Here is a 25526-nt window from a genome sequence, read left to right as displayed (position 1 = left end):
CACTCGCCCCCCGATCCCAGACGTCGCCATGATCCCACAGGCCCCACGCGCAGAGGGCCCCATCCGGGAACGGATGGGGCCCTCGCGGTGTGCGGACGGAGCCGGGTCAGCTCCCCAGGCGCGTCTTGAGGCCGTCGAGCTCGGTCCAGAGGACGGCGGGGAGGTCGTCGCCGAACTTCTCGAACCACTCCTGGATCTGCGGGATCTCGGCCCGCCACTCCTCGACGTCGACGGCGAGGGCGGCCGCGAGGGCGTCCTCGGTCATGTCGAGGCCGTCCACGTCGAGCGAGCCCGGCGCCGGCACGTGGCCGATCGGGGTCTCGACCGCCGCGGCCTGGCCGTCGATGCGCTCCACGACCCACTTCAGCACGCGGCTGTTCTCGCCGAAGCCCGGCCAGAGGAAGCCGCCCTCGTCGTCACGACGGAACCAGTTGACGTAGAAGATCTTCGGCAGCTTGGCGGCGTCGTTGTCCTTGCCGACCGTGATCCAGTGGTTGAAGTAGTCGCCGGCGTTGTAGCCGATGAACGGCAGCATCGCCATCGGGTCGCGACGCACCACGCCGACCGCGCCGACCGCGGCCGCGGTGGTCTCCGAGGAGAGCGTCGCGCCGAGGAAGGTGCCGTGCGTCCAGTCGCGGGCCTCGAAGACCAGCGGGACGGTCGTCTTGCGGCGACCGCCGAACAGGATCGCGTCGATCGGGACGCCGCGCGGGTCGTCGTACTCCGGCGCGAGGATGTCGCACTGCTTGATCGGCGTGCAGTAGCGGCTGTTCGGGTGGCTGGACAGCTCCTCGGACTCGGGGGTCCAGGGCTCGCCCTTCCAGCTGGTGGCCTTGGCGGGCGGGTTCTCGAGGCCCTCCCACCAGATGTCGCCGTCCTCGGTGAGCGCGACGTTGGTGAAGACCGAGTTGCCCTTGTTGATGGTCTTCATCGCGTTCGGGTTGGTGTGCTCGTTGGTGCCAGGGGCGACGCCGAAGAAGCCGTACTCGGGGTTGACCGCCCACAGGCGGCCGTCCTCGCCGACCCGCATCCAGGCGATGTCGTCGCCGAGGGTCTCGACCTTCCAGCCCGGGATGGTCGGGGCCAGCATCGCGAGGTTGGTCTTGCCGCAGGCGGAGGGGAACGCCGCGGCGATGTACTTGACCGTGCCCTCGGGCGAGGTGAGCTTGAGGATGAGCATGTGCTCGGCCAGCCAGCCCTCGTCGCGGGCCATGACCGAGGCGATGCGCAGGGCGTAGCACTTCTTGCCCAGCAGCGCGTTGCCGCCGTACCCGGAGCCGAAGGACCAGATCGCGCGCTCCTCGGGGAACTGCACGATGTACTTGGTGTCGTTGCACGGCCACGCGACGTCGGCCTGGCCGGGCTCGAGGGGCATGCCCACGGAGTGCAGGGCCGGGACGAACTCGGCGTCCAGCTCCTCCATCCGGGCCAGGACGTGGCTGCCCATGCGGGCCATCACGCGCATCGAGGCGGTGACGTAGGCGGAGTCGGTGATCTCGACGCCGAACATCGGCTTCTCCGCGTCGAGGTGGCCCATCACGAACGGGATGACGTACATCGTCCGGCCCCGCATGCAGCCCTCGTAGAGGTCGCGCATGATGGCCTTCATCTCGTCCGGGTCCATCCAGTTGTTGGTGGGCCCGCAGTCCTTCTCGTCGACCGAGCAGATGTAGGTCCGGTCCTCGACGCGTGCGACGTCGATGGGGTCGGAGGCGGCGTAGAAGGAGTTCGGCTTGATCGCGGGGTTGAGCCGCGTGAAGGTGCCGGTCGAGACCAGAGCGTCGGTGAGCTCGGTCCACTCCTCGTCGGATCCCGTGCACCAGTGGATGGAGTCGGGTCGGGTCATCGCCGCGACTTCGTTGACGAAGTCGAGGATGCCCTGATGGGTGGTGGGTGCCTGGGTCTCGGCGGTCATCTGGGGTTCCCTCTCGCGCATTCGCGGTGGTCGCCTCCGCTGCGGGAAGGCGCCGCCGGCCGTCGAGCGTATCGACGGTGTGTCGTGGAGTAGTGGTGGATCGCTCGGCGTCGTTGTCGGCGACATGGTGCCCCGAGACGCAGTGCCCCGCGCCCGGGATGGGCTGAGGGTAACCGCCGCCCCTGGGCGCCTCCTATTGGATCGTTCAACGCTTCGTGCAGGTGGTCACAAGCTCCATCGGCCCTGGTCAGGGGCGTCCTGCTCGACCGCCCGACCAGGCCGCCCGATCGGGCCGCTCACCCGAAGGACTCGACGACCTGCCAGGCCGCGGGCTTGTCGAGCTCCCTGAGGACGACGGTCCGGCCGACGACGGCGGCGGCGGGCACGGCGGTCAGCACACGGTCGTGCGCCATCACCAGCACGACGCCCCCGCTCGCCCCCGCCTCCCGGGCCGCGGCCCTCAGGGCGGGCGCCGAGCCGGGGGAGAAGCGGAGCACGGTCGTCCACGAGGTGTGCTCGTGCGCCAGCCGGGTCCGCGCCTCGACCAGGGTGGCCGGGGCGGGCTGCTCGATCGGCGCCCAGGTCTCGGTGCCGTCGACGGAGCAGACCCGCCGCTCCTCCTGCGGGCTGCACCCGTCGTCGGTCATCACGCTCAGCGCCGCCCGGACCGTCACGTCGACCCGGGCCGTGACGTGCGGCTGCTCGGGGTACGCCGCGACGCTGCCGGGCGAGGCGGGCTGCTCGGGCGTGCCGGAGCCGTCACCGCCGGAGCACGCGGAGAGGCCGGCGGCGAGCACCGCGAGCGCGACGAGGGCCGCCGCGCGGGGCGTCGTACGCACGGGTCCGCACATGTGCCGAATGATGCGTGGCGCACCCCACGCTGTCGAGGGGACCCTTGATTTAGGCATCGCCGGGCAGGTCCGCTATTCTCGACCAGTCGTTCGGCGAGACCGGGCGACGGGCGCCTGTAGCTCAACGGATAGAGCATCTGACTACGGATCAGAAGGTTTGGGGTTCGAATCCCTACAGGCGCGCAGGACGAGGAGCCGCCGGTCAGCATCGCTGACCGGCGGCTTCGTGCATCTCGGGGGTACCACCCCGGAGTCGGCCCTGCCGTCGTGTCCGGCGAGCGACGCCGCTGCAACCTGGTCACCTCCCCCCGGCGACCTTCTGCCGCCGAACCGGGCAGGCGTGACCTCCGGCTGCTCGGGTGCCGGCCTGCGGGATATCGTCCGGCGTCGCTCGGGGGCAGCTCGGCGGCGCGATCACACAGGTGGTCGCTTCTTGAGGGAGAAGAATTGTCTCGGAATCGTAAGTACGTCATCAGCCTCGTCGCACTGGGAGCGGTGAGTCTCGGCAGCGCAGCCCTTTCCCCGGCCGCGGCAGGGTTCGCCGACACCGGAAGTGCCGACTCCCACAGGGGTTCGCCCTTGGCCGCGGCAACATCTCCGAAGGCCGGATCGGCCGGTGCGGAGCTGTCGCCCATGCAGGAGGCGATGCGTGACCTGACCACGGGTGAGAGCAGCAGCCGCGGGAAGCTCGGACGGCTCGCGCTCGATGACGCCCCAGGCGCCATCACCCCCGAAGAGGTCGGCGCGGAGCTGACCGCCAACGGAGCCACGGACGTCCAGATCATCACGGATGACGATGCGGATGTCGTGGAGCGGACTGGCGGCGGACTGGACAACGACACGTTCAAGGTGCACAAGGCATGGGCCGACTGGACCGAGGACGGAAAGAGCTGGATCGCCTTCTACGGCTACTGGGACTACAAGGCCGGCTTCATCGGCTCGGGCGACCCTTACGACGCGGCAGCAATGAAGGTCTCCGGCTTCAACAAGGACTGCTGGTACAACGCGTCGGAAGGCGTGCGCACCACTGACAGTGAGGGACACCGCACCTCGGGCTACACCAGCAAGTACAGCGACGGGCATGCCGCGACCATCTGGAACGTCAACGACGACACCCAGAGCTTCACGCTCAAGACCGGACATGGATTCGCCTGGATCGAGATGCGCAGGGACAAGTCGGGCTGCGCTGCTGACAAGGAGGGCAAGTTCTGGCACGAGCACAACCAGAACGGAAACGGCGGTTGGAGCGGGGGCATCGACCTGTGGGTGTTCAACCTCAGCTACGACGGCTCCGGGGGCCAGTCGCTTCGGAAGTCGACCCGGCTGAGCACCTACAACGGCTGAGCACCTACACGGCTGAGCACCTACACGGCTGAGCACCTACACGGCTGAGCACCTACACGGCTGAGCACCTGCGACGGCAGAGGCTCACGGCCTCGACCGCGCAGCGGTGAGACCGGGCTCGGGACCGGGGATGTGCCCCGGTCCCGAGCCACCCGCCTCGCATGGATAGGTTGACCGGGTGACAGTCGTAGTGGCCCGGACGACCGCGGCGATCGGCGCGGCGTTCCTGTTCGCGGGCATCCTGCTCGCTTGGTACTGCGAGATCGGAAAGATCTCCAACCGCCCCGCGCTCTTCCTGCAGTCCGTGGGTGCATTCGTCCTCATGGTCGGCCTCTTCGCGTCGATCGACGCTTCCTGACCCTCGCCGAGGCCGGCACCTGCCCGGCCGCGGCAGGCGCTGTGTCCGCGTCGCTTCTCATCCCGCACGGGTGATCCGAAGCCATGGCGGTCGAGGTGCCATGGGGGTGACCAAGGGAGAACTGTCATGTGTCGATGGCTCGCGTACTCAGGCTCACCGGTGACCCTGGAGGACCTCCTCTACAAGCCGGAGCACTCGTTGATCGTGCAGAGCATGCACTCGACGATGGGCGCCGAGGCCACCAACGGCGACGGGTTCGGCGTGGGCTGGTACGGCGAGGGCGACACCCCGGGTGTGTTCCGCAGCATCGAGCCGGCGTGGAACGACCGCAACCTGCGTGACCTGTCGGCCCACATCCGCTCGCCGCGCGTGTTCGCGCACATCCGCGCCGCCATCGGTTCACCGGTGCAGCAGACGAACTGCCACCCGTTCCGTCAGGGGAACTGGCTGTGGATGCACAACGGGTTCATCGACGGGTTCCACGCGATGAAGCGCGACCTCGCGCTGGCCGTGGCGCCCGAGCGGTTCGCCGACCTGGAGGGCACGACCGACTCGGAGATGCTGCTGTTCCTGGCCCTGACCTTCGGCCTCGAGGAGGACCCCCCGGCGGCGGTCGCCCGGGCGATCGGCCTGGTCGAGGAGACGGCCCGGAAGCACGACATCGAGTTCCCGATGCAGGGGACCATCGCGACGACGGACGGCGCGACCACCTGGGCCTTCCGCTACTCGAGCGAGGGCCGGTCCAGGTCGCTGTTCCACAGCACCGACGTCTCCACCCTGCGCAAGCAGTACCCGGACATGCCGTCGCTCCACCTGCTCTCCGACGACGCGCGGCTCGTCGTGTCCGAGCCCTTGCGGGACCTGCGGGGCGCCTGGCGTGAGGTGCCGGAGTCCAGCTGCCTGGAGATCCACGGTGGCGAGGAGAAGATCAGCCCGTTCGAGCCGCTGGTGCCGGCGGCCACGGCGTGAGACCGGCTCCCCGGCGACTCGGTCGCCGAGGAGGTGCGGTCGGGCGGGTCAGACTCCTTCGAGCGCCGGGATCCGGTTGCTGCTGATGGCGCCCGTGAAGAGCCCGAAGTCGCGATCGTTCTGGGCGGCGTAGAGCTGCGAGAACTTGGTGATCGCGCGGTCGAAGGTGTCGTCCGCGCCCAGGTAGGCGGCGATCGCGACCGGGTCGCCGGAACGGGCGTGCGCACGGGCCAACGTCCATCCGCAGAGGCGGCCGTAGAACTGCAGCGCGTGCGGATTCATCAGGTCGACGGTGGCCGAGCCCTTCATGTCGCGCAGCTGGCGCCAGTAGAGGTGGCGCCCGGCCTCGGCGCCCCTGCTCCAGCCGAGGAAGATGTCGCTGGTGGCCTGCATCAGCCGCTGCCCCTGCACCACCCGTTGGCCGGACTGCCGGTAGCGGCTCCTGCGCAGGTGTCCCTCGAGGACCGAGGACGTCGCCTCCTTGACCTGGAGGAACAGCGGGTCGTCCTCGTTGCGCCCCTCCAGGAGGAGGATGAACGCGCGCGTCCCCACGCTGCCCACGCCGACGACCTTCCGAGCCCAGTCGACGATCTCGAAGCGGTCCAGCAGCTGCTGGCGGTCCGGTGCGAGGCTCCCGCGGTACTCCGAGTACGAGCCGAGGACGGCCACCTCCAGCTCCTCGGGGTCGATCCCGTACGTCTCGTGCAGCTCGCGCACGGGGACGACCACCGGGGGGAGGCTGGCGATCCGATGTCTGCCGTCGACGATCTCGGTGAGCTTGGCGAACGCCTGCATGCTGGTCCGCGCGTGCGCCTTCTGCACGGCCTTGGTGTAGCGCTTCTGCATCTGCTTGGCCTCCTTGGCCGCCGCCCGGGCCTTGTCGTCCCCCTTCCCTTTCCCCTTCCCCTTGCCCTTCTGCTTGCCCGTGTCCTTGGTCTTGCCGGGGACGAGCTGGGAGGTGAACTCGCGGACGGCGTTCTCGAGGTCGCTCTCGGACAGGTGGGCGTACCAGACGTCCAGCGTCCTCATGGTCGAGAACTCGGCCATCGCCTCGCGGTACGCGCGCACCGTGGCCCGGGTGATCGCCGACACCTCGGACGCCGAGAAGCTGTTGTTGTGCCCCGCGACGGTGATGCTGGCCGCCAGTCGCTTCACGTCGTACTCGAAGGGGCCCGGCAGCGTCTCGTCGAAGTCGTTGATGTCGAAGACGAGGTTCCTCTCCGGGGACGCGAACACGCCGAAGTTCGACAGGTGGGCGTCGCCGCACAGCTGGACGTCCAGCCCCGCGGTCGGGGTCCGGGCCAGGTCCTCGGCCATGATCATGGCCGCACCGCGGTAGAACGTGAACGGCGACGCCATCATGCGGCCGTGGCGCACCGGCACCAGGTCGGCGTCCCGCCGGGCGTCCTGCTCCTCGATCAGGTCCACCGGGTCACGCCGGTCCGTCGGGGGATCCCACTGCGCGTGGCTCTCCAAGGGGACCCGGGTGCGGGCGGACCCGCCCCGCGCCCGGCGCTCGTCGAGGGCGATGTGCTCGGTCGGCTTCAACATGGCTCAGCTCCGTCTCGCTCGGATCACTCGGACCGGCCGGGCGGTGTACGGCCGGCGGGGTACTCCTGCATGAGTCCAGCGCCCACCCTTCGTCGAGGTCAGCACCGTGCGACCCCGGGGCGAGCAAGCAAGCACCGAACCTCCCGTTCACCTGCTCGCCGCAGAGGCGTTGGCCCCGCCGCCTCGGGACGTGCGCGGGAGCAGGAGCGGCGTTCTAGCGGCGGCGGTCCCGCCGGTCCTCGCGCCGGTCACCGCGGTCGTCGCGACGGTCCTCGCGACGGTCGTGCCGCCGGTCGACCCCGTGGGCGACGACGGCCGCGCCGCCGACGGCGGCCACGGTCCTGCGCCTGCGTCGGTTCGAGAGTGGCATGTCAGATCCCTTCCATCGTGTCGGACTCGATCGCGGCCAGGACGGCCTGCGTGGGGATGCGCCCGCTGGCGACCAGCTGCCCACCGGCGTGTCGCATCGCCGAGCCGAAGGGCGCGGCCCACACGTTCTCCCACACCAGCACGACGGCCGACGTGCCCGGGTCGATGGTCTCCGCGAGGTCGCTGACGTCCTGCTCGGAGAGCACCATCGCGAGGTCGGCCTCGGCGGCGCGCATCTCCCCGAGCTCCGACTCGTCGAGCTCGGAGATCTCCCCCAGCTCGAGCGTGCCGTCCTCGTCCTTCCTCAGGAACACCAGGTCGAGCACTCGCACCAGGCCACGGTCCACGAGGTCCCGGAGGTGGGGCGCGACCTGGCCCCGCCCGAAGTCGGGGCCGGGGAACTCCACGACCAGCCAGTCCACGGGGCCCAGCTGGTCCATGGCCTGCTGGTCCACTGTCTCAGTCATCGATCGACCTCACCTGTCTTGTTCGGAGGATTCAGGGCCCTTCCACCCTCGTCGCGTGCCTCACCGGTGACATCACCCGTCGTGGATGAGAGGGGCGCGCAGCCGCGGAAGTTGGTTGCCTATAACAAGCAGATGTACGATGCACTTCATTCGAAACAAGGAGTGCCCGTGTCCGCATCCCCACGCCCGGCGGCCAGCCCGGTCCTCGCCGTCGCCGTCCTCTGCCTCGGTGGCCTGAGCGCCGCCCTCACGCAGACCCTCGTCATCCCCATCCAGACCGAGCTCCCGCAGCTGCTGGGCACCTCGGCGTCGAACGCCGCGTGGGTCATCACCGTGACCCTGCTCGCCGCCGCCGTGTCCATGCCGATCGCGGGCCGCGTCGCCGACCTCGTCGGCAAGCAGCCGGTCCTGATGACCAGCGCCGCGATCCTGCTGGTCGGCTCGGTGGTCTGCGCGCTGTCGGACTCGCTGGTGCCGATGCTGGCGGGCCGGGCGCTGCAGGGCATGGCGATGGGCTTCATCCCCGTCGGCATCTCGCTGATGCGGGAGATCACGCCACCCCACCTCACCTCGACGGCCGTGGCCGCGATGAGCGCCACCCTCGGCGTCGGCGGCGCGATCGGGCTGCCGCTCTCGGCGTGGATCGCCGACACCGGCGACTGGCACGGCCTGTTCTGGGTCGCCAGCGGGCTGGCCGCGGTGATGGTCGTGGCCACCTGGGTGGCCGTCCCGCACGTCCACGACGCCCAGCCGGGCCGCCTCGACGTCGTCGGGGGCATCGGTCTCGCGGTCGGGCTGGTGTCGTTCCTGGTCGGTGTCTCGAAGGCCACCACCTGGGGCTGGGGCGACGCCCGCACCCTGGGCGCCATCGTCGCCGGGGTCGTGGTGCTGGTCCTCTGGGGCGCCTTCGAGCTGCGCCAGGCCGACCCGCTGGTCGACCTGCGCACCACGGCCCAGCTGCCGGTGCTGCTGACGAACGTCGCCGCCGTGGCCATCGGCTTCGGGATGATGGCGCAGTCGATCGTCGTACCCCAGCTGCTGCAGATGCCCGAGGCCACCGGCTACGGCCTCGGCCAGTCGATCCTCGCCGCCGGGCTCTGGATGGCGCCCGCGGGCCTGATGATGATGGTGTTCGCCCCGGTGTCCAGCAGCCTGATCGGCCGGCTCGGCGCCAAGGTGACGCTGATGGTCGGCGCCACCGTGCTCGGGCTCGGCTACCTGGTGGCCTTCGCCCTCATGGACGCTCCCTGGCAGCTGTTGGTGGCGTCCTGCGTCGCGTCTGCGGGTGTCGGCATCGGGTACGCCGCGATGCCGACCCTGATCCTGGACGCCGTGCCGATGCGCGAGGCCGCCTCGGCGGTCGGGCTCAACGCATTGATGCGCTCGGTCGGCACGACGCTGGCGGCGGCCGTCATGGCCACCCTGCTGACCAGCAACACCAGCTCGCTCGGCGGCTTCGAGGTGCCCACCAAGGGCGCCTTCCAGCTCTGCTTCGTGGTCGGCGCGATCGCGGCCTTCGTCGGCGTGGCCATCGCCTCGACCATCCCGCGCCGGCAGGCCGCGGCCGTGGCCCAGGCGGAGCCGGAGAGCGCCGCGGCGCGCTGACGCCGTCGGCCCGGCACACCAGCGGGCCCGGGGGACTACTCGCCGCGGGCCCGCTCGTGTGCCCGGTCGAGCGCGTCGTTGAAGGCGCGCAGCTCGACGAAGAGCGCCTCGGCGCGCTCCGCCCCGAGCTCGAGGATCGCGTCGCTGAGGGGCACCGCACGCAGCCGCCCGTCGTGCAGGTAGGACTCGCGCCCGACCTCGGTCGGCCTGAGCAGGCGCGTCGGGCGCCCCGGCTCGGCGTACCGCTCGAGCAGGCCGTGCCCGATCGCCGCCGTCACCTGGCGGCTGACCGTGGAGCGCTCGAGACCGAGCTCGGCGGCGAGCTCGCGCTGCGACCTGGGCCCCTCCTCGACGAGGAGCAGCAGGATCCGGAACGCCGAGTCCTCGAGCAGCGAGCCGGGGTACGACGTGGCGCGGCGCCGGCTCAGGCGCATCAGCTCGCCACCCATCGCCCGCAGCCGCGACTCCTCGACGAGGCCGTCGTCCCCGACGGTCATCGACGCACCTCCCTGCCGCGGACCGGGTGACAGCCCGGTGGCTGTCGGTCCGCCGACTCTACCCAGCGCGCCGGGCGGCATGCTGGACCCATGCGATTCACCGAGCACGAGATGACGGCCGCCCTGACCGGCGCCGCGAAGACGGTCCTCGCCGCGCAGATCAAGGACGTGCGCCGCGGCAAGCAGGACATCGACGCCGTCTGGGACGAGATGGACCGCTACCAGCGCTACGTGCTGCTCGACTCGCTCGGCAGCCAGGTGCTTCCGGTCCTCGTGGCGCTGCCCGACATCGAGGTGGAGACCGGGACCCGGCCCACCTTCACCGACGAGCAGGTGACCGCCGCGGTCGAGGAGCAGGTGGGCGACGACGTCGGTCGGCTCAAGCGGGCCGTGGTCGTCAAGGCCCGGGTCGCGCTGGTGCAGGCCGCGCTCGCGAGCGTGCCCCCGCGCAGCGATCCGGACGCGCTGATCGTCCCCGACCACCTCTGAGACGTGGCCTGCCGGCCGCGCTGCGTCGTGCTTGGATCGACCTCGTGACGAACGAGGACGCGGCCGCGGAGCTGCAGCGCCTGCGCGCCAGCATCGACAACCTCGACGCGGCGCTGGTGCACCTGCTCGCCGAGCGGTTCAAGTGCACCCAGGAGGTGGGGCGGCTCAAGGCCCGCGCCGAGATGCCGCCGGCCGACCCGGCCCGCGAGGCGTTCCAGATCGAGCGGCTGCGCACGCTCGCCCACGACTCCGGGCTCGACCCGCACTTCGCGGAGAAGTTCCTGACCCTGGTGATCAGCGAGGTCATCCGCAACCACGAGCGGATCAAGCAGTCCGAGGGCGCCTGACGACTGCGTGAGAGGGCTCTCACCGTCGGCTCATGAGCGCCACACCCCGGCTCGCCACCCTCGGGTCATCGCCCGGCCGCCCGGCCGGGCCGGACCAGAGGAGCCAGCCATGAAGAAGACCACCGGACTCGCCGCCGCCGTGCTGATCGCCACCGCGCTGCCGGTCATCGGCGCGGGCACCGCCCACGCCTCGGACGACGTCGTACGCCGCGGCTCGTGCACGGGCAGCACGGACTGGAAGATGAAGGCCAAGCCCGACGACGGCCGGATCGAGGTCGAGTCGGAGATCGACAGCAACCGCAACGGCCAGACCTGGCGCTGGGTGCTGCGCCACGACGGCGACGTCGTCGCCCGGGGCACGTCCACGACCAGGGCGCCGAGCGGCTCCTTCGAGGTGAGCCGACGGACGTCGGACGACGCCGGGACGGACTCCTTCAGGTTCCGCGCCGTCAACCCCGCCAGCGGCGAGGTCTGCGTGGGCCGGGTCAGCCTCTGACTCAGGTCGGCGTCCGCGTCAGGCCTCGGGGAGGAGCCCGGTGCGGCCCAGCGGCTCGGGCTCCTCGAAGACCAGCAGGGTGCGGGTGTTCACGACTCCGGGCATGCCCTGGATCTCGTCGAGGACGAGGCGGCGCAGGTCGGCGTTGTCGCGGGCCCGGACCAGCAGGATGACGTCGAACTCGCCGCCCACCAGGCCGATGTGCGCGATCCCGGGCAGCGCCCGCAGCGACTCGCGGACCGCGCGCCAGTCGGCCTGCTGCACGTTGAGGGTGACGTACGCCGACGTGCCGAGACCACTGGCGACCGGGTCGATCTCCGCGCGGAAGCCGCGGATCACCCCGGACTCGCGCAGCCTCTCGACGCGCGCGTAGGCGTTCGCGCGCGAGATGTGCAGCCGCTCGGCGAGGGTGCGCATCGACATCCTGCCGTCGGCGTGCAGCTCGGCGAGGATGCGGCGGTCGGTGGCGTCGAGGGCCGTGGCCACGTGTCTCGGTCTCCCTGCCTCGGCGGGTCGGTGTCTGGACGTTCGGCTCCCGAAGGTGGCGATCGGGACGCCATCTTCTCGGATTGTCCGCCCGAGTGGCACGCGAATGGCAACTCCACGACCATCGTGCCATGACACGTGACCCGGATCTCCTCCTCCCGGCACCCGAGCCCGTGATGCTCCTCGACCCGCAGGGGCGTCGGGTCGAGCGGCCGGACGCGGCGTACGAGATGCCCTCCGACGAGGCGCTGGTCCGGGCCTATGCAGCCCTGGTGGCGGGGCGTCGCCTCAACGACCAGGCCTACGCGCTGGTGCGCCAGGGCCGGCTCGCGGTCTACCCGTCGTCCCACGGCCAGGAGGCCTGCCAGGTCGTGGCCGCGCAGGTGCTGGCCGAGTCCGACTGGCTGTTCCCGACCTACCGCGACACGGTCGCGTCCGTGGCGCGCGGTGTCGACCCGGTCGAGGTGCTGGTGCTGCTCAAGGGCGACTGGCACTCCGGCTACGACCCCTACGAGCACAAGGTCGCCCCGCAGGCGACGCCGCTGGCCACCCAGCTGCTGCACGCCGTCGGCGTCGCGCACGCCGCCCGGCTCAAGGGCGAGGACACCGTGGTGATGGCGATGTGCGGTGACGGCGCGACCAGCGAGGGCGACTTCCACGAGGCGCTGAACTTCGCGGCGGTGTTCAAGGCCCCGGTGGTGTTCTTCGTGCAGAACAACGAGTACGCCATCTCGGTGCCGCTCGCGCGCCAGTCCGTCGCGCCGTCCCTCGCGCACAAGGGCGTGGGGTACGGCGTGCCCGGCGAGCGCGTCGACGGCAACGACGCCGCCGCGCTGCTGTCGGTGCTGGGCACGGCCGTCGCCCGGGCGCGGGCCGGCGAGGGGCCGCAGCTGGTCGAGGCGCACACCTACCGGATGCAGGCGCACACCAACGCCGACGACGCCACGCGCTATCGCCAGGACGCCGAGGTCGCCGCCTGGGTCGAGCGCGACCCGATCACCCGGCTCGAGGCGCACCTGCGCGACCGGGGCCTGCTCGACGACGCCGCCGCCGCGGCGTACGCCGAGGAGGCCGAGCGGCTCGCCGCGCACACCCGGGAGGGCCTCAACCGCGACGTCGAGCCGGACCCGGACGACCTGTTCCGGCACGTGTACGCCGAGCCGACGCCGCAGCTGCGCGAGCAGGCTGCGATCGTCCGTGACGAGCTGAGCCGGGAGGCCTCGCGATGACCCACGAGAAGCTGACCATGGCGCAGGCGCTCAACCGGGCCCTGCGCGACGCCATGGCCGAGGACCCGACCGTGCTGATGTTCGGTGAGGACGTCGGCGCGCTCGGCGGGGTCTTCCGGATCACCGACGGCCTGACCGCGGAGTTCGGTGACGACCGCTGCTTCGACACCCCGCTGGCCGAGTCCGGCATCGTCGGTCTCGCGGTCGGGCTGGCGATGAACGGCATGCGCCCGGTCGTCGAGATGCAGTTCGACGCGTTCGCCTACCCGGCTTTCGAGCAGATCGTCAGCCACGTCGCGAAGATGCGGAACCGCACCCGCGGCAAGGTCACCGTGCCGATGGTGATCCGGGTGCCGTACGCCGGTGGCATCGGCGGGGTCGAGCACCACTGCGACTCCTCGGAGTCCTACTACGCCCACACGCCGGGCCTGCACGTCGTCGCGCCGGCGAACGCCGCCGACGCCTACGGCCTGCTGCGCGAGGCGATCGCCTCGCCCGACCCGGTCGTCTTCCTCGAGCCCAAGAAGCTCTACTGGAGCAAGGAGGAGGTCGACCTGTCGGCCCCGGTGCCGGGCATCGGGACGGCCCGCGTCGTGCGCGAGGGCACCGACGCCACCCTGATCGCCCACGGCCCGTCGGTGCCGGTCGCGCTCGAGGCGGCCGAGGTCGCCGCGACCGAGGGGCGGTCGCTGCAGGTCGTGGACCTGCGCTCGATCGTGCCCTTCGACGACGAGACCGTCTGCGCGGCGGTCCGCTCGACCGGCCGTGCGGTCGTCGTCGCCGAGGCCACCGGGTTCGCCTCGGTGTCCTCGGAGATCGTCGCCCGGGTCACCGAGCGCTGCTTCCACTCGCTGGCCGCGCCGGTCCGTCGGGTCACCGGGTTCGACATCCCGTTCCCGCCGCCGAAGCTCGAGCACTTCCAGCTGCCCAGCGTGGACCGGGTCCTCGACGCCGTCGACGACCTGCAGTGGGAGTGGTCCTGATGAGCGAGCACATCTCTGGGCAGACCTTCCTCCTCCCCGACCTGGGCGAGGGGCTGACCGAGGCCGAGATCGTGCGCTGGCTGGTCGCCGAGGGTGACGTGGTCGCCGTCGACCAGGCCGTCGTCGAGGTCGAGACCGCGAAGTCGATCGTCGAGGTGCCCTCGCCGTACGCCGGCCGGGTCGCCACCCTGCACGCCGGCGAGGGGCAGACCCTCGACGTCGGCAAGCCGCTCATCACGGTCGCCGCGGACTCCCCGGTGGTGGAGACCCCATCGTCGGGTGACGCTGGGGCGGTCGAGGGGGAGGCCCACCGCGAGGAGGAGAAGGCCGGGTCGGGCAACGTGCTGATCGGGTACGGCACCGCGGCCGGGTCCGGCTCCGGGCGACGGCGGCGCCCCCGCCTGGCGGCGCCGGCGCTGCCCGCGGTCGCCTCGACGTCGATCTCGACGGCCGCGACCACCGCCCGGGTGCCGCGGGTGATCTCGCCGCTGGTGCGCCGGCTCGCGCACGAGAACGGCGTCGACCTGCGCACGCTCGAGGGCACCGGCCTCGCCGGCCTGATCGTCCGGGCCGACGTCGAGGGCGCCATCGCGCGACCGGAGCCGGTGGCCGCTCCGGCTGCTCAGTCCGGTTCGCCGTCTTCGGGCGCGCCGGCCGCGCCGGCCACCCCTGCGGCCGCCGTCGCCGTCGACGGTGAGCGCCGAATCCCGCTCAACGGCTTCCGGCGCACCGTGTCCGAGGCGCTCTCCCGCAGCCGCGCGGAGATCCCCGAGGCGACGGTGTGGGTCGACGTGGACGCGACCGCGCTGTGGGAGCTGCGCGAGAGCGCCCGCACCGCGACCTCGGGGGGCCCCGGCCTGATGTCCTACATCGCCCGGTTCGTGGTGGCCGCGCTGCGCGAGCACCCGGTGCTCAACGCCCGCCTCGACGTCGAGCGCCAGGAGATCGTCCAGCTCGACGCCATCAACCTCGGGCTCGCGGTGCAGACCGAGCGGGGGCTCGTCGTACCCGCCGTCCTCGGCGCCGAGCGGATGACCACCGCACGCCTCGACGAGGCGATCCGGGACCTCACCGGCCGAGCCCGCGAGGGGCGGGCGACCACCGAGGAGCTGACCGCCGGCACGTTCACGCTCAACAACTACGGCAGCTTCAACGTCGACGGCAGTGCGGCGATCATCAACCACCCGCAGGTGGCGATCCTGGGCTTCGGCCGGATCATCGACCGGCCGTGGGTCGTGGACGGCGAGCTGTGCGTCCGCAAGATCACCCAGATGTCCTTCGTCTTCGACCACCGGGTCTGCGACGGCGGCACCGCCGCGGGCTTCATGCGCAGCGTGGCCGACGCGATCGAGAACCCGGCCTCGGCGATCGCCCGGCTCTGACGCTCCAGTCCCGCGGGACGTCGTACGTCCTGGTTGCGCGGGCGGCCGGTTCGGATGACGTCCGGTGGGACGTCGTACGTCCTCGTCGTCCCGGCGGCCGGTTCGGATGACGTCCTTGGGCGTCCGGACGGCGGACCCGGTCTGGTGCCGCCCGTCACACGTCTGCTTTACTGACCGAAAGGTCAGTAAAGATGCGGAGTGAGGGTTGCCATGGCCGGGTCAACGTCGGGGATGGGTGAGCTGGAGCCGATCGAGACCGCCTCGGTCGACGAGCTGCGGGCACTGCAGCTCGAGCGCCTGCGCTGGACGGTCCGGCACGCCTACGACAACGTGCCCCACTACCGCGCCGCGTTCGACGAGGCGGGCGTGCACCCCGACGACGTCCGCGAGCTGGCCGACCTGGCCAAGCTGCCGTTCACCTCGAAGGCCGACCTGCGCGCGAACTACCCGTTCGGGATGTTCGCGGTGCCGCGCGAGCAGGTCTCGCGCGTGCACGCCTCATCCGGTACGACGGGCCAGCCGACCGTCGTCGGCTACACCGCCGAGGACCTCGACACCTGGGCGACCGTGATGGCGCGCTCGATCCGCGCCGCCGGTGGCCGGCCGGGCGACATTCTGCACAACGCCTACGGCTACGGGCTGTTCACCGGCGGCCTCGGCGCGCACGCGGGCGCGGAGAAGCTCGGCTGCACGGTGGTGCCGGTCTCGGGCGGGATGACCGAGCGGCAGGTCCGGCTGATCGTCGACTTCGAGCCGCGGATCATCATGGTGACGCCGTCGTACATGCTCGCGATCGTCGACGAGATGCGCCGCCAGGGCGTCGACCCGCGCTCGACCTCCCTGCAGATCGGGATCTTCGGCGCCGAGCCGTGGACCAACGAGATGCGCCGGGAGATGGAGGACGTGCTCGGCATCGACGCGGTCGACGTCTACGGGCTGTCCGAGGTGATGGGGCCGGGTGTCGCGCAGGAGTGCGTGGAGACCAAGGACGGCCTGCACGTCTGGGAGGACCACTTCTACCCCGAGATCATCGACCCGGTGACCGGCGAGGTGCTGCCCGACGGCGAGGAGGGCGAGCTGGTCTTCACCTCGCTGACCAAGCAGGCGATGCCGGTGATCCGCTACCGCACCCGCGACCTGACCCGGCTGCTGCCCGGCACGGCCCGGACGATGCGGCGGATGGAGAAGATCACCGGCCGCACCGACGACATGATCATCCTGCGCGGCGTGAACCTCTTCCCGACCCAGATCGAGGAGCTGCTGCTCCAGATCACCGACCTCTCGCCGCACTTCCAGTGCGTGCTCTCGCGCTCCGGCACCCTCGACGAGATGACCGTGCGGGTGGAGTCGCGCGAGGGGGTCGCCCCCGACGTGGCCCGCGCCGCCGGCCAGCAGCTGCGGCACATGGTCAAGAGCACCATCGGTGTGAGCGTGGCCGTCGACGTCGTCGCGCCCGCGGGCATCGAGCGGTCCGTCGGCAAGATGCGCCGGATCGTGGACGAGCGCCCGAAGCGCTAGGGGCTGCCCCAGCCGGACCGGGACGTCATGCGAAATGAGGGTCCTAGCCCTCGAACCGCATGACGTCCGCGCGGAGCCGGGCTCGGCTCAGGCCGGGGACTCCTCGACTGTACCGGTGAACATCGTCACCGCCGGGACGCCGAAGGTCTCGCGCATCTGCTCGGCGTCGGCACCGGTCGCGGCCATCTCGGGCGACTTCAGCGCCGCCTTCATCGCGTCGGCGTCGTCGAACCACAGCTCGGCGACGAGGTACGGCGCGTCGCCGCGCCCGAGCACCCGTGGGTGGCTCAGCGAGAACCGGCGCAGCCCGGGCAGCGTCGACGCCAGCGGCACGTGCACGTCGCGGTAGTGCGCGTCGAAGCCGGCGTCGTCCGCGGGCGCGGCGTACTGGATGGTGATGCGGTGCACGGGGTCAGTCCTCCTGCGGCCAGGTCTTGGCGACCAGCGTGAGCACGTCGTAGGTCGCGGCGACCTCGCCCTCGGCGTTCGTGACGACAGCGTCCCAGCGGACCTCGCCGTACTCCGCGTTGGTGCGGGGCGTGATCTGCTTGACGGTCAGCGTGACCGCGATCGTGTCGTCGGCCTTCACGGGGGTGAGGAACCGCAGGTTGTCGACGCCGAAGTTGGCCAGCACCGGGCCCGGGTCGGGGTCGACGAAGAGGCCGGCCGCGAGGGAGACGACGAGGTAGCCGTGGGCGACGATGCCGCCGAAGAGCGGGTTCCTCTCCGCCGCCTCGCGGTCGGTGTGCGCGTAGAACGTGTCGCCGGTGAACTCCGCGAAGTGCTCGATGTCGGCCAGCGTCACGGTGCGCGGCGCGGAGGCGATCGTGTCGCCGATCCGCAGCTCGGCGAGGCTCTTGCGGAACGGGTGCACGTCCTCGACCCGGCGCTCCGAGCCGGTCGTCCAGCGCCCGGTGATCGCGGTGAGCATGTCGGGGGAGCCCTGGAGGGCGGTGCGCTGCATGTGGTGGAGCACGCCGCGGATGCCGCCGAGCTCCTCGCCGCCGCCGGCCCGACCCGGGCCGCCGTGCACGAGCACCGGCAGCGGGGAGCCGTGGCCGGTGGACTCCTTGGCGTCGTCGCGGTCGAGGACCAGGATCCGGCCGTGCCACGGCGCGAGCCCGAGGACGACGGAGCGCGCCACGTCGCGGTCGTGGGTGACGACCGAGCCGACGAGGCTGCCCTTGCCGCGGGCCGCGAGCTCGATCGCCTCGTCGAGCGAGGAGTAGGAGAGGACCGTGCTGACCGGGCCGAACGGTTCGACGTCGTGCGGCTCGACCGCGCCCTTCTGCGCACGCAGCAGCACCGGCGAGAGGAAGGCCCCGCGCTCGGCATCGGCGTCGACGACGTCCACCCGGTCGGGGTCGCCGTACACGATCTCGGCGGAGCTGCGCAGCGCCTGGATCGCCTTGCGCACCTCCTCGCGCTGCTCAAGGCTGGCCAGCGCGCCCATCCGGACCGACTCGTCGGCCGGGTTGCCGATCGTGGTGGACGCCAGCCGCGCGGAGATCGCCTCGACCACGTCGCCGGCGATCGCGTCCGGCACGATGACCCGGCGGATCGCGGTGCACTTCTGGCCGGCCTTGACGGTCATCTCGGTGACGACCCCCTTGACGAAGAGGTCGAACTCCGGGTCGTCGGTGGTCACGTCGGGGCCGAGGACCGAGCAGTTCAGCGAGTCGGCCTCGACGCCGAGCTGCACGCCGCCGTGCAGGACGTTGGTGTGGGTGCGCAGCATCCCGGCGGTGTGCGCGGAGCCGGTGAAGGCCACCGAGTCCTGCACCTGCAGCTCGTCGAGGAGGGTGCCGGCGCTGCCCGCGAGCAGCTGCAGCGAGCCCTCGGGGAGGATGCCGGACTCGATGATCCGGCGGACGACGCGCTCGGTGAGGTACGCCGTCTGGCTGGCCGGCTTGACGATGCTCGGCAGCCCGGCCAGGAACGCCGGGGCGAGCTTCTCGAGCATGCCCCACACCGGGAAGTTGAAGGCGTTGATCTGCACCGCGACACCGGGGCGCGAGGTGTAGACGTGCTGGCCCACGAAGGTGCCGCCGCGGCCGAGCTGCTCGAGCCCGCCGTCGAGGACGACGGTGTCGTTGGGCAGCTCGCGCCGGCCCTTGCTCGAGACCGAGAACATGGTGCCGATGCCGCCGTCGATGTCGACGAAGGAGTCCCTCTTGGTCGCGCCGGTGCGGTAGGACAGCGCGTAGAGCTCGTCCTTGTCCTCGTTGAGGTGCGCGGCGACCTCCTTGAGCAGCGCGGCGCGCTGGTGGAAGGTCAGCTCGCGGATCGCCGGCCCGCCGACGCGGCGGGCGTACGCCGTCATCTCACCGAGGTCGAGCCCCTTGCTGGAGATCCGGGCGACCTCCTCGCCGGTGGCGGCGTCGAGCAGCGGCGCGCCCTCGTCGTCGGCGCGGAACCACCGTCCGGCGGCGTAGCTCTCCAGCAGTGCACTCATCGGCGGTCTCTCCCTTGCGCGGCGGTGGTCGGCCGTGCCACAGTATTACAGACCGTTCGGTCAGTAAATACTCGACGTGAGCCCACCGGAGACGCCATGACGACGACGTACGACGAGCCGGAGCTGCAGGCCGGCTTTGACGCGACCATCGCGCGCAACGACCGGATCGAGCCCCGTGACTGGATGCCGGAGGGCTACCGCAAGACGCTGGTGCGCCAGATCGCCCAGCACGCCCACTCCGAGATCATCGGCATGCAGCCCGAGGGCAACTGGATCACCCGCGCGCCGTCGCTGCGCCGCAAGGCGATCCTGCTCGCGAAGGTCCAGGACGAGGCGGGCCACGGGCTCTACCTCTACTCCGCCTGCGAGACGCTCGGCACCTCCCGCGCCGAGCTCACCGAGATGCTCATCGAGGGGCGCCAGAAGTACTCCTCGATCTTCAACTACCCCACGCTGTCGTACGCCGACGTCGGCACCATCGGCTGGCTGGTCGACGGCGCCGCGATCTGCAACCAGGTGCCGCTGTGTCGCACCTCCTTCGGCCCCTACGGCCGCGCGATGATCCGCATCTGCAAGGAGGAGTCCTTCCACCAGCGGCAGGGCTACGAGCTCCTGATGACGATGATGCGCGGCACCGACGAGCAGCGCGCGATGGTCCAGGAGTCGGTCAACCGCTTCTGGTGGCCGGCGCTGATGATGTTCGGACCCCCGGACGCCGAGTCGCCCAACACCGCCCAGTCCATGGCCTGGGGCATCAAGCGCAACACCAACGACGACCTGCGCCAGCGCTTCGTGGACATGACGGTGCCGCAGGCCGAGGCGCTCGGCGTCACCCTCCCGGACCCCGAGCTGGTGTGGAACGAGGAGCGCCAGGCGCACGACTTCGGCCAGCCCGACTGGGACGAGTTCATGCAGGTCGTGAAGGGCAACGGGCCCTGCAACGCCCAGCGCATCGCCCACCGCCGCAGGGCCCACGAGGACGGCGCCTGGGTCAGGGAGGCCGCCACCGCCTTCGCCCGCAAGACCGCCGAGGCCCGCGACGAGCAGCAGGAGACGACCCGATGACCGAGAAGGACTTCACCGCCGAGGGCGGCCACGGCGCCGTGCCCCTGTCCGGCGTGCCGACCTCCACGGAGGACCACGGCCGGACCAGCGCCGAGTGGCCGCTCTACGAGGTGTTCGTGCGCGGGAAGCGCGGCCTCAACCACGTCCACGTGGGGTCGCTGCACGCCGCCGACGACGAGATGGCCGTCCGGCACGCCCGCGACGTCTACACCCGCCGCAACGAGGGCGTGAGCATCTGGGTGGTGCGCTCGGACGCGATCACCGCGTCCAGCCCGGACGAGAAGGACCCGCTGTTCGCGCCGAGCGGCGACAAGGTCTACCGGCACCCGACGTTCTACTCGATCCCCGACAACGTCCCCCACATGTGAGTCTCGACAGGCTCGACCACCAAGGACTCAGATGACTGACACCCACGACCCTGCCCACGCGCCGTCGCACCCCGCGCCGGACCCGAACGACGCCCACGGCAGCATCTTCGACGGCCTGCTCGGCAGCGACTCCTCGCAGTGGGCCTTCGGCACCGACTTCGAGGACCCGCTGGCCGGCGTCGACACCTCGATCCCCGAGGGCGTCGACGGGGCTGAGCTGGCGGTGTACTGCCTGATGCTCGCCGACGACGCCCTGATCTCCTCCCACCGGCTCTCGGAGTGGTGCAGCAACGCCCCCGACCTCGAGGAGGACATCGCGCTGGCCAACGTCGCGCTCGACCTGCTCGGTCAGGCCCGGCTGCTGCTTGCGCGCGCGGCGGCGGCCGACCCGTCCGTCGTACCCGTCCTGCCCGAGGGCTCCCCGGTCCCGCCGGAGGACGCACTGGCGTTCTTCCGTGACGCCGAGGCGTTCCGCAACGTGCGGCTGGCCGAGGTGTCGAACGGCGACTTCGCGCACACGATCGTGCGGCTGCTGCTGCTCTCCTGCACCAGGCTTGCCGTGCTCGAGCGGCTCGTCGCGAGCCGCGACACCGTGCTCGCCGCCGTGGCGGCCAAGGGCGTCAAGGAGCTGGCCTACCACCGCGACTACGCGGGCCGCTGGTTCGTCACCCTCGCCCAGGGCACCGACGAGTCGCGGCGCCGGCTGCTGGCCGCGCTCGAGCAGGTCTGGCCGCTGTACGCCGAGCTGCTCACCGCGCACCCGCTCGAGGAGTCGGTCGCCGCGGCCGGCGTCGGGGTGGACCCCTCGACGGTCGCCGACGAGGTCGACGTCGTGCTGGAGCAGGTCCTCGCGATGAGCGGGGTCGCCCGCCCCGACAAGGCCCCGCTGGCCGGGGTCTCGGGCCGCACCGGCCGCGACGGCCTGCACACCGAGGCGCTCAGCCGGCTGCTCGCCGAGATGCAGGTGGTCGCCCGCGCCCACCCGAGGGGGCAGTGGTGATGCCGGTGGTCACGGTGGACCGGGCGGCGCTGCGCGAGCGCGCGTACGCCGTCGCGTGCACCGTCACCGACCCCGAGATGCCGATGCTGACGCTCGAGGACCTCGGCGTGCTGCGCGAGGTCGACGTGACCGGAGCGGGCGAGGTCGTCGTGGCGATCACGCCGACCTACTCCGGCTGCCCGGCCATGGCCACCATGCGCGACGACCTGGTGCACCGGCTCACCGACGCCGGGTTCGACGAGGTCCGGGTCAAGGTCGAGCTCTCGCCGGCCTGGTCCAGCGACTGGATCACCGAGCGGGGTCGCCGCGCGCTGACCGACGCCGGTCTCTCCGCGCCCGGGCCGGCCCCCCGGACCGACGGCCCGGTCGCGCTCAACCTGCTCCCGACCCGTCGGGCGGTCGGCTGCCCGCGGTGCGGGTCCGACGCGGTCGAGCTGACCTCGGAGTTCGGCCCCACCGCCTGCAAGGCGCTCTACCGGTGCACCGACTGCCTCGAGCCGTTCGAGCACGTGAAGGAGATCTGACGTGACCGTGACCGCCCAGCGCGTGAGCAGCCGGACGACGCCGGTGTTCCACACCCTGACCGTCGCTGCGGTCGAGCGGCTGACCGACGACGCGGTCGCCGTCACCTTCGACGTGCCCGAGGAGCTGGCCGAGGCGTTCGCCTTCGAGGCCGGCCAGTCGCTGACCCTGCGCCGCACCATCGACGGCCAGGAGCACCGACGCTCCTACTCCATCTGCGCCCCGGCGGGCGCCCGGCCGCGGATCGGGGTGCGCGAGATCCCCGACGGGCTGTTCTCCCGCTGGCTGGTCCACGAGGTGACGCCCGGCACCGAGATCGAGGTGCAGACGCCCACCGGCAGCTTCCGGGCCGACCCGGCCACCGGCGGACGCCACCTGTGCATCGCCGCCGGCTCGGGCATCACGCCGATGCTCTCGATCGCGAGCACCGTCCTGGGCCACCCCGAGGCCGAGGTGACGCTGCTCTACGGCAACCGCACCAGCGGCTCGGTGATGTTCGCCGAGGAGCTCGGCGACCTGAAGAACCGCTACGGACCGCGGTTCTCGATGGTGCACGTGCTGTCCCGCGAGCCGCGGGAGGTCGAGCTGTTCTCCGGCCGGCTCGACGCCGACCGGCTGCGTCGGCTGCTCTCGGTGCTCGTCCCGGTCGGGTCGATGGACCACGTGTGGCTGTGCGGCCCCTTCGCGATGATCAACGACGCCCGGGCCGTGCTCGAGGAGCTGGGGGTGCCCGCCGAGCGCGTGCACTTCGAGCTGTTCTACGTCGACGAGCCGCCGCCGGAGCTGCACCGGGCCGGCCCGGTCGTCAGCGGCGAGACCAGCGACGTGACCGTCGTCCTCGACGGGCTCTCGGCGACGTCGCCCATGCCGCGCGACCAGACGATCCTCGACGCCGCGCAGGCGGCCCGCTCCGACCTGCCGTTCGCCTGCAAGGGCGGCGTCTGCGGCACCTGCCGGGCGCTGGTGCGTGACGGCGAGGTCGACATGCGCCGCAACTACGCGCTCGAGGAGGCCGAGGTCGAAGCGGGCTTCGTCCTGACCTGCCAGAGCTACCCGGTCAGCGACTGCGTCACCGTCGACTTCGACGCCTGACCCGCGGCCCCGCCCCGCCCCGCAGCCCCGCCCCGCGTCGTACCACCCAACGTTTCCGAGGGAGACCCATGAGCAGCGCCGTCGTCGTCGAGGAGGCCGAGGACCGGGTCGTCCTGCGGCTGAACCGCCCCGAGGTCCGCAACGCCATCGACCGGCAGATGGTCGCCGAGCTGCACGAGGCCTGCGCGCTGCTCGAGGAGCGGCCCCGGGTCGCGCTGCTGGTCGGCGAGGGCGGCACGTTCGCGGCCGGCGCGGACATCGCCCAGCTGCGGGAGCGCCGCCGCGACGACGCCCTGCGCGGGATCAACTCGACGGTCTTCGACCGGGTACGCCGACTGCCGATGCCCGTGATCGGCCTGCTCGACGGCCACGCCCTCGGCGGCGGGGCCGAGCTGGCCTACGCCTGTGACTTCCGGATCGGCACCACGCGCACCAGGATCGGCAATCCCGAGCCCGGGCTGGGGATCCTCGCCGCGGCCGGCGCGTCCTGGCGGCTCGCGGAGCTGGTGGGTGAGCCGGTCGCCAAGGAGATCCTGCTCGCCGGCCGGGTCCTCGACGCCAGCGAGGCGCTGGGCGTGCACCTGCTCACCGAGGTCGTCGAGCCCGACGAGCTGCTCGCGGCCGGCCACCGGCTCGCCGACCGGATCACACGGCAGGCGCCGCTCGCCGTACGCCTCACCAAGTCCGTCTTCCACGCGCCCCGCGAGGCGCACCCGCTCATCGACGACGTGGCCCAGGCCGTGCTCTTCGAGACCGAGGACAAGCAGCAGCGGATGACGGCGTTCCTGGAGCGCAAGAAGTCGAAGGAGAACTGATGAGCACCAGCCTGCCCGAGGTCGTCGGCGTCTACGGCGGCGGCCGGATGGGGGCCGGGATCGCGCACGCGTTCCTGACCGCCGGCTGCGTCGTGACCGTGGTCGAGAACGACGACGCGGCCGCCGGCGCGGCCCGCGACCGGGTGACCTCGAGCCTGACCCGGGCCGAGGAGCGCGGGAAGCTCGACGGCCCGCTCGCCGACCACCTCGAGCGGCTCTCGGTGACCACGGCCGCGGCCGACCTGGCCGACGCCGGCCTGGTCGTGGAGGCCGTGCCCGAGGACCCGGCGCTCAAGGCCCGGGTGCTCGCGACCGTCGAGGCGACCGCGCCCGACGCCGTGCTCGCCACCAACACCAGCTCGCTGTCGGTCTCCGACCTCGCCGCCGGGCTGGCCGCGCCCGAGCGCTTCGTGGGGCTGCACTTCTTCAACCCGGTGCCGGCCAGCGACCTGGTCGAGATCGTGGTCGGCGCCCGGACCGCCGCCGGGCTCGTCACCCGGGCCCAGGGCTGGGTGGCCGACCTCGGCAAGACCGCGATCACCGTCACCGACTCCCCGGGCTTCGCCAGCAGCCGGCTCGGCGTCGCGATCGCGCTGGAGGCGATGCGGATGCTCGAGGAGGGGGTCGCGTCGGCCGCCGACATCGACACCGCGATGACGCTCGGCTACCGCCACCCTGTCGGCCCGCTGCGCACCACCGACCTCGTGGGCCTCGACGTACGCCTCGCGATCGCCGAGCACCTCGCCCGCGAGCTCGGTCCCCGCTTCGAGCCGCCGCAGCTGCTGCGCGACCTGGTCGCCGCCGGCAAGCTCGGGCGCAAGACCGGCGAGGGGTTCTACACGTGGTGAGCCCCGACGAGGCGGCCGCCCAGCAGCTCGCGGAGCACAGCGCGAAGGTGATGTGGGACAACGACGCCGCGTCGCGGGGGCTCGGCATGGAGCTGGTCTCGGTCGCGCCCGGCCGCGCGGTCGTGACGATGACCGTCCGCGAGGACATGGTCAACGGCTGGGACGTCTGCCACGGCGGGCTGATCGCCTCGCTCGCCGACAGCGCGTTCGCGGTCGCCTGCAACTCGCGGGGCCAGGTCACCGTGGCCGCCGGGTTCGACGTGACCTTCCTCGAGTCCGGGCGGCTGGGCGACGTGCTCGAGGCCACCGCCGAGGAGCGCGCCCTCCGCGGCCGCTCGGGGCTGTACGACGTGACCGTGCGCCGCGGTGACGGCACCGTGGTCGCCGAGTTCCGTGGCCGGAGCCGGTCGCTGGGGCGCTCGATCGGGGCCTGATTTGATTGCAGGAGTCACCGGCTGGCCGGTGACTCCTGCGCTTGTCGGCCGAAGTTTCGGCCGACAAGCAA

Annotated in this window: 28 protein-coding genes and 1 tRNA gene; 20 read left to right on the top strand and 9 right to left on the bottom strand. The window is 71.8% G+C overall.

The features are described 5' to 3' along the window. Positions 1-106: 106 nt before the first annotated feature. Together ACZ43H_RS18825 and ACZ43H_RS18820 are read right to left on the bottom strand one after the other, a co-directional pair. Positions 107-1915, bottom strand: coding sequence for a phosphoenolpyruvate carboxykinase (GTP) (locus tag ACZ43H_RS18825; protein WP_464585460.1), 1809 nt, complete (start codon positions 1913-1915; stop codon positions 107-109). 296 nt (positions 1916-2211) lie between these two features. Then, positions 2212-2766 carry a hypothetical protein gene (locus ACZ43H_RS18820; RefSeq protein ID WP_464585458.1) on the bottom strand — a complete coding sequence of 185 codons (555 nt, stop codon included), beginning with the start codon at positions 2764-2766 and terminating at the stop codon, positions 2212-2214. 110 nt (positions 2767-2876) lie between these two features. On the opposite strand from ACZ43H_RS18820, the gene ACZ43H_RS18815 reads away from it, so the two are divergent. The 4 genes from ACZ43H_RS18815 to ACZ43H_RS18800 all read left to right on the top strand — a co-directional run bounded on the left by ACZ43H_RS18815 (position 2877) and on the right by ACZ43H_RS18800 (position 5437). Beyond that, a tRNA-Arg gene (locus tag ACZ43H_RS18815) sits at positions 2877-2949 on the top strand. 450 nt (positions 2950-3399) lie between these two features. After that, positions 3400-4110, top strand: a complete 711-nt coding sequence (locus tag ACZ43H_RS18810) for a hypothetical protein (protein ID WP_464585456.1) — start codon at positions 3400-3402, stop codon at positions 4108-4110. Positions 4111-4288: 178 nt separating this feature from the next. Then, on the top strand, positions 4289-4468 hold the full coding sequence (locus ACZ43H_RS18805) for a hypothetical protein (RefSeq protein ID WP_464585455.1): 180 nt from the start codon (positions 4289-4291) through the stop codon (positions 4466-4468). A gap of 159 nt (positions 4469-4627) precedes the next feature. Further along, entirely contained in the window at positions 4628-5437 is an 810-nt protein-coding gene (locus ACZ43H_RS18800) for a class II glutamine amidotransferase (protein WP_464585453.1), read from the top strand. A gap of 48 nt (positions 5438-5485) precedes the next feature. Here the strand turns inward: ACZ43H_RS18800 and ACZ43H_RS18795 are convergent, their stop codons facing one another. The 3 genes from ACZ43H_RS18795 to ACZ43H_RS18785 all read right to left on the bottom strand — a co-directional run bounded on the left by ACZ43H_RS18795 (position 5486) and on the right by ACZ43H_RS18785 (position 7824). Next, positions 5486-6988 (bottom strand): DUF2252 domain-containing protein, encoded by a 1503-nt coding sequence (locus ACZ43H_RS18795; RefSeq protein ID WP_464585451.1) that lies wholly within the window; start codon positions 6986-6988, stop codon positions 5486-5488. 214 nt (positions 6989-7202) lie between these two features. Further along, entirely contained in the window at positions 7203-7358 is a 156-nt protein-coding gene (locus ACZ43H_RS18790) for a hypothetical protein (protein ID WP_464585449.1), read from the bottom strand. Position 7359: 1 nt separating this feature from the next. After that, a complete protein-coding gene (locus tag ACZ43H_RS18785; RefSeq protein ID WP_464585447.1) occupies positions 7360-7824 on the bottom strand; it encodes a DUF6325 family protein in 465 nt (154 codons plus the stop codon). A gap of 168 nt (positions 7825-7992) precedes the next feature. Here ACZ43H_RS18785 and ACZ43H_RS18780 point away from each other — a divergent pair, with 168 nt between their 5' ends. Then, positions 7993-9429, top strand: a complete 1437-nt coding sequence (locus tag ACZ43H_RS18780; protein ID WP_464585446.1) for an MFS transporter — start codon at positions 7993-7995, stop codon at positions 9427-9429. A gap of 35 nt (positions 9430-9464) precedes the next feature. On the opposite strand, the gene ACZ43H_RS18775 is transcribed toward ACZ43H_RS18780, so the two are convergent. After that, a complete protein-coding gene (locus ACZ43H_RS18775) occupies positions 9465-9926 on the bottom strand; it encodes a MarR family transcriptional regulator (protein ID WP_464585445.1) in 462 nt (153 codons plus the stop codon). A 90-nt stretch (positions 9927-10016) separates the two neighbouring features. On the opposite strand from ACZ43H_RS18775, the gene ACZ43H_RS18770 reads away from it, so the two are divergent. From ACZ43H_RS18770 to ACZ43H_RS18760, 3 genes are all read left to right on the top strand, one after another. Continuing rightward, on the top strand, positions 10017-10415 hold the full coding sequence (locus tag ACZ43H_RS18770; protein ID WP_464585443.1) for a hypothetical protein: 399 nt from the start codon (positions 10017-10019) through the stop codon (positions 10413-10415). A gap of 44 nt (positions 10416-10459) precedes the next feature. Further along, complete coding sequence (locus ACZ43H_RS18765; RefSeq protein ID WP_464585441.1) at positions 10460-10762, top strand: chorismate mutase; 303 nt, start codon at positions 10460-10462, stop codon at positions 10760-10762. Positions 10763-10871: 109 nt separating this feature from the next. Next, positions 10872-11258: a hypothetical protein gene (locus ACZ43H_RS18760; protein ID WP_464585440.1), complete on the top strand. Its 387-nt coding sequence runs from the start codon at positions 10872-10874 to the stop codon at positions 11256-11258. Between the two features lie 18 nt (positions 11259-11276). Here the strand turns inward: ACZ43H_RS18760 and ACZ43H_RS18755 are convergent, their stop codons facing one another. Further along, complete coding sequence (locus ACZ43H_RS18755; RefSeq protein WP_464585438.1) at positions 11277-11744, bottom strand: Lrp/AsnC family transcriptional regulator; 468 nt, start codon at positions 11742-11744, stop codon at positions 11277-11279. A 131-nt stretch (positions 11745-11875) separates the two neighbouring features. Between ACZ43H_RS18755 and pdhA the strand changes: the two genes are divergently transcribed. From pdhA to paaK, 4 genes are all read left to right on the top strand, one after another. After that, complete coding sequence (gene pdhA, locus ACZ43H_RS18750; protein WP_464585437.1) at positions 11876-12973, top strand: pyruvate dehydrogenase (acetyl-transferring) E1 component subunit alpha; 1098 nt, start codon at positions 11876-11878, stop codon at positions 12971-12973. After that, positions 12970-13956 (top strand): alpha-ketoacid dehydrogenase subunit beta, encoded by a 987-nt coding sequence (locus tag ACZ43H_RS18745; protein ID WP_464585435.1) that lies wholly within the window; start codon positions 12970-12972, stop codon positions 13954-13956. Before pdhA ends, ACZ43H_RS18745 begins: the two co-directional genes overlap by 4 nt. After that, positions 13956-15338, top strand: coding sequence for a dihydrolipoamide acetyltransferase family protein (locus ACZ43H_RS18740; protein WP_464585433.1), 1383 nt, complete (start codon positions 13956-13958; stop codon positions 15336-15338). Before ACZ43H_RS18745 ends, ACZ43H_RS18740 begins: the two co-directional genes overlap by 1 nt. Positions 15339-15548: 210 nt before the next feature. Continuing rightward, on the top strand, positions 15549-16856 hold the full coding sequence (paaK, locus tag ACZ43H_RS18735) for a phenylacetate--CoA ligase PaaK (RefSeq protein ID WP_464585431.1): 1308 nt from the start codon (positions 15549-15551) through the stop codon (positions 16854-16856). A gap of 87 nt (positions 16857-16943) precedes the next feature. Here the strand turns inward: paaK and ACZ43H_RS18730 are convergent, their stop codons facing one another. Next, positions 16944-17264 carry an EthD family reductase gene (locus ACZ43H_RS18730; protein ID WP_464585429.1) on the bottom strand — a complete coding sequence of 107 codons (321 nt, stop codon included), beginning with the start codon at positions 17262-17264 and terminating at the stop codon, positions 16944-16946. Positions 17265-17268: 4 nt separating this feature from the next. Beyond that, positions 17269-19311, bottom strand: a complete 2043-nt coding sequence (gene paaZ / locus ACZ43H_RS18725; RefSeq protein WP_464585427.1) for a phenylacetic acid degradation bifunctional protein PaaZ — start codon at positions 19309-19311, stop codon at positions 17269-17271. 96 nt (positions 19312-19407) lie between these two features. Here paaZ and paaA point away from each other — a divergent pair, with 96 nt between their 5' ends. From paaA to paaI, 8 genes are all read left to right on the top strand, one after another. Further along, positions 19408-20376: a 1,2-phenylacetyl-CoA epoxidase subunit PaaA gene (paaA, locus tag ACZ43H_RS18720; protein ID WP_464585426.1), complete on the top strand. Its 969-nt coding sequence runs from the start codon at positions 19408-19410 to the stop codon at positions 20374-20376. Further along, positions 20373-20744, top strand: coding sequence for a 1,2-phenylacetyl-CoA epoxidase subunit PaaB (gene paaB, locus ACZ43H_RS18715; RefSeq protein WP_464585424.1), 372 nt, complete (start codon positions 20373-20375; stop codon positions 20742-20744). Before paaA ends, paaB begins: the two co-directional genes overlap by 4 nt. A gap of 31 nt (positions 20745-20775) precedes the next feature. Beyond that, on the top strand, positions 20776-21744 hold the full coding sequence (gene paaC, locus ACZ43H_RS18710) for a 1,2-phenylacetyl-CoA epoxidase subunit PaaC (RefSeq protein WP_464585423.1): 969 nt from the start codon (positions 20776-20778) through the stop codon (positions 21742-21744). Further along, positions 21744-22268 carry a 1,2-phenylacetyl-CoA epoxidase subunit PaaD gene (paaD, locus tag ACZ43H_RS18705; RefSeq protein WP_464585421.1) on the top strand — a complete coding sequence of 175 codons (525 nt, stop codon included), beginning with the start codon at positions 21744-21746 and terminating at the stop codon, positions 22266-22268. The genes paaC and paaD overlap by 1 nt, the downstream gene beginning before the upstream one ends. A gap of 1 nt (position 22269) precedes the next feature. After that, complete coding sequence (gene paaE / locus ACZ43H_RS18700; protein ID WP_464585420.1) at positions 22270-23358, top strand: 1,2-phenylacetyl-CoA epoxidase subunit PaaE; 1089 nt, start codon at positions 22270-22272, stop codon at positions 23356-23358. Between the two features lie 68 nt (positions 23359-23426). Beyond that, positions 23427-24173, top strand: a complete 747-nt coding sequence (locus ACZ43H_RS18695; RefSeq protein ID WP_464585418.1) for an enoyl-CoA hydratase/isomerase family protein — start codon at positions 23427-23429, stop codon at positions 24171-24173. After that, positions 24173-25021 (top strand): 3-hydroxyacyl-CoA dehydrogenase family protein, encoded by an 849-nt coding sequence (locus tag ACZ43H_RS18690; protein ID WP_464585417.1) that lies wholly within the window; start codon positions 24173-24175, stop codon positions 25019-25021. Before ACZ43H_RS18695 ends, ACZ43H_RS18690 begins: the two co-directional genes overlap by 1 nt. Next, a complete protein-coding gene (gene paaI, locus ACZ43H_RS18685; RefSeq protein ID WP_464585415.1) occupies positions 25015-25455 on the top strand; it encodes a hydroxyphenylacetyl-CoA thioesterase PaaI in 441 nt (146 codons plus the stop codon). Before ACZ43H_RS18690 ends, paaI begins: the two co-directional genes overlap by 7 nt. Positions 25456-25526 lie beyond the last annotated feature (71 nt).

This window comes from Nocardioides sp. DN36, assembly GCF_055380375.1.
Note: the sequence above shows the minus strand (reverse complement) of the source record. Positions and strands in the feature narration are given on the sequence as shown.

Coding starts and splice junctions, on each gene's coding strand:
- ACZ43H_RS18825 (WP_464585460.1), bottom strand. CDS start 1,915: ATGACCGCCGAGACCCAGGCACCCACCACCCATCAGGGCATCCTCGAC.
- ACZ43H_RS18820 (WP_464585458.1), bottom strand. CDS start 2,766: ATGTGCGGACCCGTGCGTACGACGCCCCGCGCGGCGGCCCTCGTCGCG.
- ACZ43H_RS18810 (WP_464585456.1), top strand. CDS start 3,400: ATGCAGGAGGCGATGCGTGACCTGACCACGGGTGAGAGCAGCAGCCGC.
- ACZ43H_RS18795 (WP_464585451.1), bottom strand. CDS start 6,988: ATGTTGAAGCCGACCGAGCACATCGCCCTCGACGAGCGCCGGGCGCGG.
- ACZ43H_RS18790 (WP_464585449.1), bottom strand. CDS start 7,358: ATGCCACTCTCGAACCGACGCAGGCGCAGGACCGTGGCCGCCGTCGGC.
- ACZ43H_RS18785 (WP_464585447.1), bottom strand. CDS start 7,824: ATGACTGAGACAGTGGACCAGCAGGCCATGGACCAGCTGGGCCCCGTG.
- ACZ43H_RS18775 (WP_464585445.1), bottom strand. CDS start 9,926: ATGACCGTCGGGGACGACGGCCTCGTCGAGGAGTCGCGGCTGCGGGCG.
- ACZ43H_RS18770 (WP_464585443.1), top strand. CDS start 10,017: ATGCGATTCACCGAGCACGAGATGACGGCCGCCCTGACCGGCGCCGCG.
- ACZ43H_RS18760 (WP_464585440.1), top strand. CDS start 10,872: ATGAAGAAGACCACCGGACTCGCCGCCGCCGTGCTGATCGCCACCGCG.
- pdhA (WP_464585437.1), top strand. CDS start 11,876: ATGACACGTGACCCGGATCTCCTCCTCCCGGCACCCGAGCCCGTGATG.
- ACZ43H_RS18745 (WP_464585435.1), top strand. CDS start 12,970: ATGACCCACGAGAAGCTGACCATGGCGCAGGCGCTCAACCGGGCCCTG.
- ACZ43H_RS18740 (WP_464585433.1), top strand. CDS start 13,956: ATGAGCGAGCACATCTCTGGGCAGACCTTCCTCCTCCCCGACCTGGGC.
- paaK (WP_464585431.1), top strand. CDS start 15,549: ATGGCCGGGTCAACGTCGGGGATGGGTGAGCTGGAGCCGATCGAGACC.
- paaZ (WP_464585427.1), bottom strand. CDS start 19,311: ATGAGTGCACTGCTGGAGAGCTACGCCGCCGGACGGTGGTTCCGCGCC.
- paaA (WP_464585426.1), top strand. CDS start 19,408: ATGACGACGACGTACGACGAGCCGGAGCTGCAGGCCGGCTTTGACGCG.
- paaB (WP_464585424.1), top strand. CDS start 20,373: ATGACCGAGAAGGACTTCACCGCCGAGGGCGGCCACGGCGCCGTGCCC.
- paaC (WP_464585423.1), top strand. CDS start 20,776: ATGACTGACACCCACGACCCTGCCCACGCGCCGTCGCACCCCGCGCCG.
- paaD (WP_464585421.1), top strand. CDS start 21,744: ATGCCGGTGGTCACGGTGGACCGGGCGGCGCTGCGCGAGCGCGCGTAC.
- ACZ43H_RS18695 (WP_464585418.1), top strand. CDS start 23,427: ATGAGCAGCGCCGTCGTCGTCGAGGAGGCCGAGGACCGGGTCGTCCTG.
- ACZ43H_RS18690 (WP_464585417.1), top strand. CDS start 24,173: ATGAGCACCAGCCTGCCCGAGGTCGTCGGCGTCTACGGCGGCGGCCGG.